Genomic DNA, 12980 nt, shown 5'->3' with positions numbered 1-12980 from the left:
TTGTCTGAATTACTAGTTTAGGCCGATTATTTCCAGGATACTTGCGGCAGCACGTTTTCCTTGATAACCCGATCCTTATGGTTGATGACAGTATTGAAGATTTCACGAATCACCTCATCATCAAGCAAATGCGGCTCGAGTCCAAGGTCCCTCAGTTTGGTGTTCTCGGCCTGGAAGAAATGTTCCTCCTGCTCTACCCTTGGGTTATCAAGGTTGGCAATGGTGGTCTCGTAACCCTCTTCCTCAGCAACCTTCTTGACTTTCTCAGCCAATTCGCCGACTGAAAATTCCTCGGTGAACTGGTTGAATACCCGGAATTCACCTTTGTCAGCAGGGTTTTCCGCGGCAATTTCAATGCAACGGACCGTATCCTGGATATTCAGGAACCCACGTGTTTGTCCGCCTTTTCCATATACGGTCAAGTCATGACCGATTGTAGACTGAATAATAAACCGGTTCAGTGCAGTACCAAATACACCATCGTAGTCCAAGCGGTTCGTGAGCATTGGATCCATTTTTGTTTCTTCCGTATCCAATCCATAAACAACACCCTGGTTTAAGTCGGTCGCCCGAATACCCCAGATTTTGCATGCAAATGTAATATTATGGCTGTCATGCACCTTGGAAAGGTGATAAAAAGAGCCAGGCTGTTTAGGATATGGGAGCACATCTTTTCTTCCTTTATGCTCAATTTCAATATACCCTTCTTCAATAGGGATATTCGGTGTTCCATATTCCCCCATTGTACCCAGTTTAATCAAGTGACAATCCGGTACAAATTCTTTAATTCCGTAAAGAAGATTCAAAGTGCCCTCAACATTATTTGTCTGGGTATATACCGCATGTTCGCGGTCAATCATAGAATATGGCGCTGAGCGCTGTTCAGCAAAATGCACAAACGCATCAGGCATCTCCTGTTTCAAGACTTCACGCAGAAAATCATAGTGTACCATATCTCCATCATACGTGCGGATTTCCTTCCCGGTCAGCTCCTTCCACTTTGCTACACGTTCTTCAAGGGGAGCAATGGGTGTGATGGAATTTGAGTGTAATTCGTTATCCATTTTTCTTCTAATCATATTATCGATGATTGCTACATCGTGTCCTTGTTTTGATAAATAAAGAGCAGTCGGCCACCCGCAGAAGCCATCTCCTCCAGCAACTATAATTTTCACGTCATTTACCTCCAGTTTTCAGGACTGTTTATATGCCCCGGAAATTCCAATTAAAGCAGGCAATATAAAAAAGTCGCATTTTTTCACACATATCTTCTCATAAAAAATTATCATGTTACAAGCAATTTTACAACTGATGTGGTAAAGCAAGACTTCAAAAAAATTCGGTTCCCGCTCAGACAAGGAATTCAGAGTGATAAAAAAAGTTATGTCTATACTGTTCCCGCTTATTTAGATGTCTTGGTCCATATACATATTTCTAATTGTATAAATAGACAGTGCTATTCATTAGCTTAAGCCCGTTTCTGCAGGGTGGAAAGCAACTGTCTGTACGCTTTCGATTCCTGGTTCATCCCCAGTTCCTGGTAAATTTTGGACAGCCATTTAAGAGGGATCGGGTCTTCGGGCTTTAGTTCCATTTCCCAGCTGAAGCACTCAATTGCCTGATAGGGCTGGGCAAATTCATAATATAGTTCACCCAGCATTTGCATCTGGTCCAGATCATCATTGAATGTTATCAGCCTGTTCACTTTCTGGTAAACCGGATGAACTTCCCGGCGTTCAGCAAAAGGCTTCAGCAGTTCTCTGAGAGAAATCGGTTCGTTTGTTTTCAGCAATACAGAAGTATAGCCATGAATCAAATCCTCGGCTCTTTCCGGGTGAAAATTGATGGCTATTTTAAATAAAGACTGCAGCTGGTGTGACGTTAATGATTGTGATTCGAGATCGAGTTTTTCAAGCATTTTTCTCATGGATGAAGCTTGTGAGGTATTTAGTTCAAAGTCAGGATTATAAAACATGTTCAATATGTTTTCAAGTCGGTTCAATTCAATATATTCTTTGAGCAAATCCTGACTCAGCGGGGTATAACGAGGGAGTTCGCGGTGTAAATCTTCCAATATTTGCATGACTTGCGGGCTTTTCAAATGCCGGCTTAAAAGGTTTATGAGTGGATCATAATATTTCTCCGATGGTGTATCGATTAGCCTGTTGGCGTACAAAGCAGCTATATCCATCCATCTTGACTGTTCTTCCAGAAGATTGATGAGCTGCTGAAAGTAAGTGTCATTATCCTTTTCGCCGTATAAGACTTTCTCGGCAAAGATTAAATCTTTCGTCAGTATTTCTTCGGATTGGTTAGTGTACATATCGGCGTACTGCTTAAAATTCAGATCGGATTTTAGTTGTCTGACAAAGTCCTGATTTGGCGCGAAGTCCATTAAAATCCGGACAATCTGGTAGGCCATAAAGTTCTGTCCTTTACGACGGTACACATAAAAGACGGATTTTATTTCATTGAACAGTCGCTTTCTGGAAATGAAGGATTCAAAGAATGTTAAGATAAATGCCTTTTCCTGAGGGGTATAATGCTTGTCCAATTTTTTCAGCAGTGGTTCAAACCGGCTGATCCGATAGTGGCGATTCGTGGAAAGCAATTCCTCGATAAACGGGTGGGGAGCGTTAAAAACAATACCCTGTTTAAAGGCGGACTCGATGAATGATTGACGCCGCAGCTTTTTCGCCTTAGAAGCCGTGAGAAAATCGTGTTTATAGAAAAAGAGGTAATATATGTCATGATTGCCACTGACTGCTTCTACTATTTCGGCCTGACGGTATAGGGCTATTTTCTGCGGATAAACGTGCAGCGGCTTCCCGTTCGCTCTGTATATATAAAACGTGTTTTGTTCCACTATTAATCCCCCCTGTTTTTTTACCACTATAACATATTTAAGCCGTGTTCAGCATGTTTATGTTACTATGAGACATAATATGTCCGGCATCAGACAGGGTATGAATCAGATGTGAAACTTATTCTATCCAAGATTACTTGAGTTCGAATACTGCTTCTTCGTTAAGGACATTCGTTCGACAACACGCCGCATCTGTAGATAAGTCCGTTCAAAAATCGGACTCTGAATGAACGTAAAAATAAATGTAAATATAAAGACCGGGCCTCCCAATATCAACCCAAGTATCAGTACCGCGCTCTCTGTTATGATGCGTACTTTCCTAATGGACGCACCCGTTTTATCGGAAATTGAGAGCATAAAACCATCACGCGGGCCCGAGCCTACGCCGGCCGAGTTGTATATACCGCCGCCCAAGCCCATAATGACAATGCCGGCAACAATAATGACAACATCCGCCCAGCCGTCATTCGCTTTTGGAAGGAAATCCAGCCACATATAAAAATCGACAAAAGCCCCGACTAGTACAGCATTCAAAAATGTTCCGATTTTAATATAGGATTTATCGAGGATCCACGAAATGGCGATCAGTACAAACGAAATAATAATTGCCCAGGAGCCGATGGACAATCCAACCAAATCAAACAATGCGACATTTAATACGTCCCACGGATGAATCCCCAAATACTGCATATTAACCGTGATGGTAATCCCCATACTGAAAATCATGATGCCAATAAAATAAATCGACCAGCGAAATACATTGATCATTTCATCATGCCTTCTTTCTGCACACAGTTACGGAATGTTTAGTATATCATATTCAGCGGCCGATTACTGGTTTCGGGCATTCGATGAATCGAAAGTGTTTTAATCTGCTCTGTTTAAACATCATTTCTTCGGGATTTAATGCGCTGTAGATTGTAGCATAATCGCTATAGGATGAGCTTAAATCGCTGTAGTTTATGTGAGAATCGCCATAGACTCTCCAATAACCAGTTTCTGCTATAGGCAGTAATTTATGGTTACGGCTGAAGTTTTGATTCTCGGCCTGAAGTTTTCATCCTCCCGCCGAAATTTTGTTTGACGGGAATAAGTATTGGATTTGAGGCTAAAGTTTTTTATGATAGTGTTTTGTCACTCTTGCCCATATTCCAATTATCATGCCCGTATTTCATATCTCAGAAGCATGCCTGATTGGCAGCTTTAGTAACATACTTAATGACAATATGATAGAATTCTATTATGCCCAGTTTAAAGAATTAGCTATGTAATCAAAGGAGGCACATGTATGACAAACCAAATACCCGAAATCAAATTGAATGACGGTATGCGTATTCCAGCAATTGGCTTTGGCACCTATAAACTATGGGGAAATGAAGGTGCGGGAGCCATTGCAAATGCCATCGACCATGGCCATCGCCTGATCGACTCAGCTTACAACTATGAAAATGAGGGAACGGTCGGTGCGGCACTTAAGCGGACGGCCGTCTCCCGCGAAGAGTTACGTATTACGTCAAAATTGCCCGGACGGTACCATACTTATGACAAGGCCGTAAAAGCCATCCAGGAGTCCCTCTACCGCGCAGATCTGGATTATTATGACTTATATTTGATTCATTGGCCAAACCCGATTCAGGATCAATATGTTGAGGCATGGCAGGCATTAATTGACGCGAAAAAATGGGGACTAATCCGCTCTATCGGCGTCTGCAATTTCCTACCTGAACATATGGAACGGCTCGAAAAAGAGACAGGTGTATTGCCGAGCATCAATCAGGTTGAACTGCATCCATTCTTCAATCAGGAAGAACAGCGCAAATGGCATGAAGAGCACGGTGTGACAACTGAATCCTGGAGTCCCCTGGCACGAGCAAATGAAGTATTCACTAACGATACAATCAAAGAGATTGCGGCCAAATACAGTAAGACCGTTTCACAAATTGTTCTGCGCTGGCATTATCAGCATGGTGCTGTCGCCATTCCGAAGTCTGCATCACCAAAACGCCAGCTGGAGAACATGTCCATATTTGATTTTACATTGGATGATGCTGATATGACAGCTATGAACAATCTGACACGTCCGGATGGCCGTATGAATGACCTGGATCCAGCCGTTTATGAGGAGTTCTAGAAAAGGCATTACAGGAGGCTGTTCCTTTTGCTGGTTAGCAGGGGCAGCCTTTAATTAATTTATATCAAAAATGGGGCCTAACGGAGAATTCTGTAAGGCGTTCTTTCTAATCGATTCAATCGAAGCATAATCCCTGAAGACTTGGGGATGATAATGTGAAGATTCGTCTGGAGGGAAGTGGAACAAATGCCTGACAAATTGTACGATATAATCGGGATTGGGATAGGCCCTTATAATCTTGGATTAGCTGCTCTCTTGGATACTATCCCTGAACTTGATGGCTTATTTTTTGATAAGACGCCAACGTTTGAATGGCATCCGGGGATGTTAATTGAACGGATGAATTTGACCACCCCCTTTTTAGGAGACCTTGTCACATTCGCTGATCCAACAAGCCGGTTCACCTATATCAACTATTTGCATGAACACAATCGTCTATACCAATTTTACTTTTTTAACAAGTTTCAAATTCCCCGTCAGGAATATAACCAATACCTGCAATGGGTTGCCGATCAGTTGGAACAGCTCAACTTCGGTTATGAGGTCGTCGATGTGATAGATCATGAAGAAGCTGATGAGCCTCACTATGAGGTGATCGTGGAAGAACCCTCAACTCAAAAACGATCCTCATACTTCGCAAAGAATATTACAATGGCAACTGGCAGTGAGCCCTTGGTACTGAACACCATGAGAGGACACCCTAAGGAAGATGTTCTACATACAGAACGATACATGTACGAAAAGGAAAACTTAGTTGAATCCCCTCACGTTACAATAGTGGGTTCTGGTCAGAGTGCCATCGAGGTCTTCCTGGATCTGTTAAAAGAACAGGAGAATAAAGTGTTTCAATTAACGTTGTTCACCCGTTCCAGCGGCCTATTTCAATTGGAGAAAGCCAAAGTTGGCCAGGAGTATTTTTCACCCGACTTTGTGGATTATTTTCATTCGCTTGGCTTTAAGCAGCGACTTGACACATTAGACACATTAGGAACGCTCAGAAAAGGGATTAACCCACAGACATTGATAGAATTGTACGAAACGCTTTACCATAAAACAATTGGCCAATCGAAACAGCCGGTAATCATTCAGCCCAATACAGAGGTGAAGCGCATAAGCCAAAACAATGATAAGTATTTACTGCACTGTCACCAGTGGCAAAAAGAAAATTCCTTTGACTATGAAACGAATAAGGTTATCCTGGCAACAGGCTATAAACCACATATTCCTGCATGGTTCTATGATCGTTTTAAGGATAAAATTATGTGGGAAGACGATGACCGTTATAAAGTTACCCGAAATTATCAACTCGCGTTTAAGGGTCAGCGGGACCACCGTTTTTTCACCATGACCAATTTGGAGCATTCCCATGGCACGGCAGCCACCAACTTGGGATTGGCCGTTCAAAGAAACATTCAAATCATAAACTTGCTTGCCGGACAGGAAGTATACAAGGACAGACGTGATACCATCTTCCAGCAGTTTACAATGGAGGATTAATAACCAGCGTCTATATCTGTCGTCAAATGCACCACCTGCCTAACTTTATAAAGAGTTAAGATCTTGGGATGGCATTTACCTTTATTAAAGGGAGGCAGGATTTAATGATCCGGATTGATATTCGCTTCAAAAAATGTATGTATCAGACGTATTTGAGCAGGATTTAATTCTATATTGGCCAGCATTCTCAAAAATCCCTTTTTAACCTCATCCCTTTCATCGCGGGTATACTTCATGTTGCTTAATAAAGCTGCTGCTGCAGGATTGTTTGATTGGATATAATGTCGCCAGTTTAATCTCCATAATTCAAGTTTTAAGTAGTGAAAATTCAGTATGTGGAAACCGAGAATACCCATCGTAAATTCGTCAGACTCGTACCGGCCTTCATCACAACAAGTTACAGCGATAGGTAATATTGGCATTTTATATCTGCTATACAATAAACTATAACTACTGTACATTGTTTCCCGAAGGTTCATCCTGCCGGAGCATAACGATTCATAGTGAATCATTAATAGTGCATCTTGATTCTGTATTTTAATTTTCATAAGTACAAGTGTATTCGGGCATGACTTGTCATTTATCCCTGAAAAGTCTTCGGCGGGTAATGAAATAACAGCGTTAAAGTCAATATGGTAATATATTTCTGGAAAAAAGCCTTCAAGAAATTCGGGAAAGAATGTATTCATTAACTCTTTGAATAACTGATCGTGGTGGGTATACATGGAGTGACTTTCACCTACTGCAGAGGGCAGTGGCATGATAACACGTCCTTTCAATTATGTAGAGGCACCCAGGTGTGGGTTTCTATCAATAGTATACACAATCACTTGGATAAGAACAAGTGTTCCGAATAAAAACTTATATACCTATTGCTTAATTCGAAAATACAAAATCCATTGTATGAATTATATTCACTTAGCGTTTGATTCCTATAAAAAATGAGGCTGGGACATAACTAATTTTATCAACTCTAAAGACGAACAATACTACGATTTAGCGAAGGAAATATACGTAGACTCCTGCAGGAGCAGAGGCATAGGTGAGACCCCGCAGTGCGAAGCACGAGGAGGCTCACCAGCCGCCCGCGGAAAGCGGAGTATATTTCCGGAGCGGATTATTTACACTAACCATTTATTCTAGTTGTTCGGATTTTTGTTTGAAAAAGATACTTTTGTCCCGACCTCTGCTAATTAAACGGTAAAATTATGATTCCTTATCATTCAATACTATATTGAATTTAATGCTTCTTTAATAGACGTGGTTCCACCGACTACCTGAAATTCCTTGCCGATCGTTGCGTCATTTTCCAAACTGGCAAGGATGACACTTGCAATGTCTTCTCTTGGAACCTCATCCCTTTCAACCTTGGCACCCGCATTAACCTGACCGATCCCATCATCATTCGTCAACAAACCTGGATGGATAATTGTATAATCTAAACCGGTACCTTTCAACCATTCATCAGCATAATGCTTTGCGGCAACATATGGTGCAAATGATGACTTAGCTTCCAAAATGGCTTCACGTGTTGTATCAAATGAACTGATCAATACAAATCGCTTAGCAGCGGCAGATTTCGCTGCCTCAATCGTTTTGACAGCGCCGTCCAAGTCAACCATAATGGTTTTGTCTTTGCCTGTATGCCCGCCGGATCCTGCAGTGAATACGACCGCATCAACGCCTTCAGCAGCTTTTGCAATTGCGTCAACGCCTTCCTCCAGATCGACGACGACAGTTTCTGCACCGAGATTTTCAAAAAAAGATGCTTGCTCTCTGTTGCGGATCATTGCCTTTGCTTCCATGTTATCGTTTTTCTGAATAAGCGTAACAAGATGCTTTCCAATTTGACCGTTAGCTCCTGCAACAAGAATTTTTTTCACCGTTCGCCACCCTTTCTATAGTATATTTTTCGTTACTGTTCATTTCCACTCATTCAATTCAGATAAACAGTCAGTCTTCTTTCTTGCCGATTACCATGATGTCATAGCAGGGATACTCATCTCTACAGACAGTTTGTATTTTTCATTATTAAGAAAGATAAATTCGGAGAGCACATGCCGCCCTCCGAATTTATCGATAGTATTAAGCTTCACCATAACTCTCGATCATATTCGCCATATGCGCATATGATCCCCCAGCAAGCAATGCGGAAGCAACCAAGACCGCCTCAGATAATTCCTCTTTAGTCGCTCCCTGCTTGTCCGCACCTTTCGTATGGACATCAATGCAGTACGGGCAAAGCGTTGCATGTCCGGCAGCAACTGCGATTATTTCCTTAAACTTCCTGCTTAACTTTCCATCTTTCATGGCAGCTTCGTTGAATCCAGAATAGCCCTGGAATGCATCTTTAGCATGTTTGCCCAGCTGATTGAGATTCTTAAGATTTGAACGTTCGTACAACGTATCATCTGCATCTTCCGACAGTGCATTATGCATATTGGTACCATGCGTGACAGCTCCGCCTGCTTCCACTGCGGATGTTACCATGACACCTTCAACCAATTCTTCGAGAGAAGCGCCTTCCTTTTTAGCGTTTTTGGTATGTGTATCAATGCAATACGGGCATTCGGTAACATGTGCAACCGTAACGGCAATGATTTCCTTCTCTTTTTTGGTTAAAGCGCCGTCCTTGAATACACCATTATTAAACTCCCCAAAAGCCTTAATTTGATCCGGTGCAAGTTCTTTCAGTTGATTTAAATGCTGCGCATGACTCTTTTCATAAAAACTATCAGCCAACATGATTCCTCCTTAATAAATATTTAACCCTACTCTTCATTTTCCCTTACGCAACAGGAATAAACAAATATCCTGCCTTATTCGATCGGTTAAACTCCCCAGCGTAATTAACATTAGGGGGCAAACTGTGCTATATTATCTCTTACATGGAAAAAAGGAAAGTACGGCCCGGAGAATTACTCCTTCAATGAAAACTGAAAAAAATAAAAGTAAATTAAGAAAAACTCAGATTGAGCTCATTTTTTAAGGGTTAATTCGAGTACCGACCCGAACAATCTGTAAAATGCTCCCTTCTTTACATGATTTATGGCGTTCAGCTCAGACTAAGGATAAAGGAGGGCTTCGATTGAGTACTGATAAAGGCAAAAAGAAGAAAAACAAAAGCAAAGAAGAATTAAACGCCATGAAAGGCGGTAAAGAAAGACATCGCCGAAATCGGTCTTAGATGTTCGTTTCAAATCAAGGAATCCGCTAGTTGGGATTCCTTGATATTCTTACCAAAAGTTTATCTAATCAGTCACCATAGCTGATTCAAATCTTTTAACTCCATTCTCCTAATAGCATAGTCCGTTGTTTGTGGTTCCTTTCAGTTTCCAGTATAATTTTTACTAAACAGATGCTCAAAAGAGTGAAACCTCAATTAGTGGAGGTCTGACTGCCCGTTACATGCGGGATAAAATCTGCAGGGGTGAAAAAATGAAATTACAAGATAAAGTCGCCATTGTTACTGGTGCAGCTTCCGGAATGGGAAAAGAAATTGCGAAATTATATGCTAAAGAAGGCGCAAAAGTTGTTGCAGCGGACTTGAATCTGGAAGGAGTCGAAACAGTCGTTAAAGAAATCACTGAAAATAATGGGGTGGCAAAAGCTGTTCAGGTAAATATCGCAGAGCAAGACGACATTGATAACATGATCGATACAGCCATAAATGAACATGGAACGTTGGATATCCTAGTCAATAACGCTGGTATTATGGACGGGTTTGAACCGGTTGGAGATGTTTTGGATGAACGCTGGGACCTGATTTTTGATGTCAACACGAAAGGGGTTATGCGGTCAATGCGCAAAGCAATCCCAATTTTCCTGGATAAGGAAAGTGGCGTCATCATTAACACCGCTTCGACCGGGGGGTTCAATGGGGCACACGCAGGCGCAGCATATGGCGCATCAAAACATGCGGTTATCGGCATGACGAAAAATACCGGCTATATGTACGCCCAGAAAGGCATCCGTTGTAACGCCATTGCTCCTGGTGGTGTCGCAACAAATATTGCATCCTCCATGGAGAGTGTCAGTCAGTATGGTATGGAGCGTACCAAACCGGTACATTCAGTGATGCCGAGAGCCGGCGAACCCGACGAGATTGCAAAGGTCGCTCTATTTCTGGCATCTGATGATTCTAGCTTTGTGAACGGAACTGTTGTAACAGCCGACGGTGGGTGGACGGCTGCGTTTTAAATAAAACCCTTACTAAAAGAGGCTCTCCCTAAAGATACCTTTATGAGAGGGACCGTTTTTACCTCTCACTGCCCTACCATCACAACAAGGAAAACAGAAATCGTGAACACAGAGATGATTGTCGTAGCTAGTATGTATAATGGAATTTGTTTGACAAGCGTGTGATATCTTTCGGAAAACACATAAACAATCGCCCCTGTCGGCAACGCTGACAGTATGACGACAGACGTTTTCCAAAGATCATCTTCGAGGGGAAATACACCGTAAACGAAAAACGCCGCGAATAATGGTAGCGCTATTAACTTTAAGCCGAGCAGCGTGATCAGCTCGGATAATTGATAGTTTTTGTTTTTTACGACATTCCTTTGGCCGGTCAATCCCAATCCTAAGGCAAACAATGCAGTCGGGCCGGCGGCAGGACCTAACGTTTCGGTAAACACATTTATAGATTCCGGAACAGGGATTTGGGTAACGGCGACAAAAATCCCTAATATTAAGGAAGCATTAATCGGATTTAACACCACCGATTTTCCAATCTGCGCTAACAAGGAAAAGATGTTTGCCTTCTCCTGATGTTTATTATTCATAACCTTTGCGGTCTCAAAGGAGACGACCACCAATGTGATGATGGTCAGGTCGTAAATAAACGTTACGATGGCGGCTGGTACGGCAGCTTCCTGCCCAAATGCAGCAACCAGCAGCGGAATACCCATAAAACCGGTATTGCCGTACGTCGTAATCATCCCGTACATGCTGATCTCTGGGAACGGCTTTTTAAAAATGAATTTAAAGATCAGGAGCGTCAATAAAAAGCAGCTAAAAATAATACATAAGTTGGCAAGAATGAAGTTTACGTTCAAGATTTGGTCCACCGGTGCAGTTGAAAGCGAAAAGAACAACAATGCCGGAAGCGCGAAGTAAAATACAAAATTATTTAATGATGATGTACTATTAAATGATAATAATGAAAACCGTCCAGCCAGAAAGCCGCATAAAATGATTGCGAAAATCGGAATCACTACCTGAAACAATACAAGCATCGGATTCCCTCCCCCTCAATTGAATGTCGCACAAGCTTCTCTATTCAACTATTTTTCCATCGTATTCAAAAAAGACCAGCCAAATGATGTCTGCTCATATTTGTAACACAAAACTAAATCGGCCCATATAATGCCCTTAGGCAACTGACATAGGGGTGATTATATGGATGATTATATTAACCGAATCTTGATGAATTGGAAAAATAAACCTTTAGAGACAGCAAAGAAAATGATTGATAAATATGGGTATCCTCAGGAAGCGACAATGGATAGACTTATTTGGCATCATAATGGTCCGTGGAAACACACAATCGTTCACCGGGAGACAATTCCACATCATTTTCCCCACCCGCATCCTGATTTTTTGGAACAAGCCGTTGATTACTGCGTGCCATTGGAGTTATATGACGATATCGCCGTATTTGATGGAAGTTTGAACATCGACCGTACAAAAGGAGAAATCAGCTCAATGTGTGACCAGGAGGCCATGAATATTCTGTCCCTGAATGTCATGAACGATATCGTGATGGGCAGATGCGATGTCCGGACAGCCAAAGAATTTCTGGCATACACCGCCTATATGTACCTCAACATGAATGAAAAGTCGCCATATACAGAAGGACTTCTTTTTCCAAAACAGTACAATACCAAGGATCCTGGCATTTGTTACTTTAAATGAACACCCCTGCCGCTTAAAACCTTATAAGGTATTAAGCGGCAGGTTGTTAAATGGAATGTATGTTGATCATTTGCAACAAATTATAAATTACTATCTTTATTCTATATTTTTTAGAATCGCATAAACCTCCGGCGCAGCTTTATCCATTCGGACTGGTTTCCATTCCTGATTCACCCACATATGCACGGTGGTTCCTTTTGCGAGCAGTTCTCCAAAAGGTTCAACCGATTCGTTACCTGTTCCATGTATAAATTCTTCTTCACTAATTTTCCGCGCTTCGTACGCAAACTCTAACCGTACTGGTGAATAGCTTACTACTCTTGTAAGCACAACGATGCAATCATCATATCGGGCTGACTTCTTATACGTAACATTGACACCCATTACTGGCAATAAAAAGCCTATATCTTCCATTTCACTGTAAGTCAAACCATAGTGACGCATGCATTCCGTGCGTGCATTTTCAAACCACGTTATATAATTGCCATGATGAACAACCCCCATGCGGTCTGTATCCTTATACGGCACGCGAAACTTTGTCTGATGCCAGGCAAATGCCATATCATT

At 41.8% G+C, this 12980-nt stretch carries 12 protein-coding genes; 4 read left to right on the top strand and 8 right to left on the bottom strand.

Going from position 1 to position 12980, the window contains the following annotated elements:
- Nucleotides 1-26 precede the first annotated feature (26 nt).
- From ON01_RS04040 to ON01_RS04030, 3 genes are all read right to left on the bottom strand, one after another.
- Nucleotides 27-1175, bottom strand: coding sequence for an NAD-dependent epimerase/dehydratase family protein (locus tag ON01_RS04040; RefSeq protein WP_010529715.1), 1149 nt, complete (start codon nt 1173-1175; stop codon nt 27-29).
- Between the two features lie 293 nt (nt 1176-1468).
- Complete coding sequence (locus ON01_RS04035) at nt 1469-2866, bottom strand: hypothetical protein (RefSeq protein ID WP_010529714.1); 1398 nt, start codon at nt 2864-2866, stop codon at nt 1469-1471.
- 123 nt (nt 2867-2989) lie between these two features.
- Complete coding sequence (locus ON01_RS04030) at nt 2990-3634, bottom strand: YczE/YyaS/YitT family protein (RefSeq protein ID WP_010529713.1); 645 nt, start codon at nt 3632-3634, stop codon at nt 2990-2992.
- Between the two features lie 520 nt (nt 3635-4154).
- On the opposite strand from ON01_RS04030, the gene ON01_RS04025 reads away from it, so the two are divergent.
- Together ON01_RS04025 and ON01_RS04020 are read left to right on the top strand one after the other, a co-directional pair.
- The gene (locus tag ON01_RS04025; RefSeq protein WP_010529712.1) at nt 4155-4997 is read left to right on the top strand and encodes an aldo/keto reductase; all 843 of its coding nucleotides are present in this window, start codon (nt 4155-4157) and stop codon (nt 4995-4997) included.
- 186 nt (nt 4998-5183) lie between these two features.
- Complete coding sequence (locus ON01_RS04020; RefSeq protein WP_010529711.1) at nt 5184-6494, top strand: lysine N(6)-hydroxylase/L-ornithine N(5)-oxygenase family protein; 1311 nt, start codon at nt 5184-5186, stop codon at nt 6492-6494.
- A gap of 101 nt (nt 6495-6595) precedes the next feature.
- Here ON01_RS04020 and ON01_RS04015 read toward each other — a convergent pair whose 3' ends face one another.
- From ON01_RS04015 to ON01_RS04005, 3 genes are all read right to left on the bottom strand, one after another.
- Nucleotides 6596-7255 carry an RpnC/YadD family protein gene (locus tag ON01_RS04015; RefSeq protein ID WP_010529710.1) on the bottom strand — a complete coding sequence of 220 codons (660 nt, stop codon included), beginning with the start codon at nt 7253-7255 and terminating at the stop codon, nt 6596-6598.
- Between the two features lie 468 nt (nt 7256-7723).
- Nucleotides 7724-8377 (bottom strand): SDR family oxidoreductase, encoded by a 654-nt coding sequence (locus ON01_RS04010; RefSeq protein WP_010529709.1) that lies wholly within the window; start codon nt 8375-8377, stop codon nt 7724-7726.
- A 202-nt stretch (nt 8378-8579) separates the two neighbouring features.
- Nucleotides 8580-9239, bottom strand: coding sequence for a carboxymuconolactone decarboxylase family protein (locus tag ON01_RS04005; RefSeq protein ID WP_040912226.1), 660 nt, complete (start codon nt 9237-9239; stop codon nt 8580-8582).
- A gap of 693 nt (nt 9240-9932) precedes the next feature.
- Between ON01_RS04005 and ON01_RS04000 the strand changes: the two genes are divergently transcribed.
- A complete protein-coding gene (locus tag ON01_RS04000; RefSeq protein WP_010529707.1) occupies nt 9933-10694 on the top strand; it encodes an SDR family oxidoreductase in 762 nt (253 codons plus the stop codon).
- Nucleotides 10695-10759: 65 nt separating this feature from the next.
- On the opposite strand, the gene ON01_RS03995 is transcribed toward ON01_RS04000, so the two are convergent.
- Entirely contained in the window at nt 10760-11734 is a 975-nt protein-coding gene (locus tag ON01_RS03995) for an AEC family transporter (protein WP_010529706.1), read from the bottom strand.
- Between the two features lie 163 nt (nt 11735-11897).
- Between ON01_RS03995 and ON01_RS03990 the strand changes: the two genes are divergently transcribed.
- Nucleotides 11898-12413 (top strand): hypothetical protein, encoded by a 516-nt coding sequence (locus ON01_RS03990; protein WP_010529705.1) that lies wholly within the window; start codon nt 11898-11900, stop codon nt 12411-12413.
- A 96-nt stretch (nt 12414-12509) separates the two neighbouring features.
- On the opposite strand, the gene ON01_RS03985 is transcribed toward ON01_RS03990, so the two are convergent.
- A complete protein-coding gene (locus ON01_RS03985; protein ID WP_010529704.1) occupies nt 12510-12974 on the bottom strand; it encodes an acyl-CoA thioesterase in 465 nt (154 codons plus the stop codon).
- Between the last annotated feature and the right edge of the window lie 6 nt (nt 12975-12980).

The sequence above is a fragment of the Lentibacillus jeotgali genome (assembly GCF_000224785.1).
Taxonomy (GTDB): Bacteria; Bacillota; Bacilli; order Bacillales; family Amphibacillaceae; genus Lentibacillus; species Lentibacillus jeotgali.
This window is presented reverse-complemented; position numbering and strand designations above follow the sequence as displayed.

What these genes read in the sequence shown, in the direction of transcription:
- ON01_RS03990 (WP_010529705.1), top strand. Translation starts at nt 11,898, where the DNA reads ATGGATGATTATATTAACCGAATCTTGATGAATTGGAAAAATAAACCT.
- ON01_RS04025 (WP_010529712.1), top strand. Translation starts at nt 4,155, where the DNA reads ATGACAAACCAAATACCCGAAATCAAATTGAATGACGGTATGCGTATT.
- ON01_RS04005 (WP_040912226.1), bottom strand. Translation starts at nt 9,239, where the DNA reads ATGTTGGCTGATAGTTTTTATGAAAAGAGTCATGCGCAGCATTTAAAT.
- ON01_RS03995 (WP_010529706.1), bottom strand. Translation starts at nt 11,734, where the DNA reads ATGCTTGTATTGTTTCAGGTAGTGATTCCGATTTTCGCAATCATTTTA.
- ON01_RS04020 (WP_010529711.1), top strand. Translation starts at nt 5,184, where the DNA reads ATGCCTGACAAATTGTACGATATAATCGGGATTGGGATAGGCCCTTAT.
- ON01_RS04015 (WP_010529710.1), bottom strand. Translation starts at nt 7,255, where the DNA reads ATGCCACTGCCCTCTGCAGTAGGTGAAAGTCACTCCATGTATACCCAC.
- ON01_RS03985 (WP_010529704.1), bottom strand. Translation starts at nt 12,974, where the DNA reads ATGGCATTTGCCTGGCATCAGACAAAGTTTCGCGTGCCGTATAAGGAT.
- ON01_RS04000 (WP_010529707.1), top strand. Translation starts at nt 9,933, where the DNA reads ATGAAATTACAAGATAAAGTCGCCATTGTTACTGGTGCAGCTTCCGGA.
- ON01_RS04030 (WP_010529713.1), bottom strand. Translation starts at nt 3,634, where the DNA reads ATGATCAATGTATTTCGCTGGTCGATTTATTTTATTGGCATCATGATT.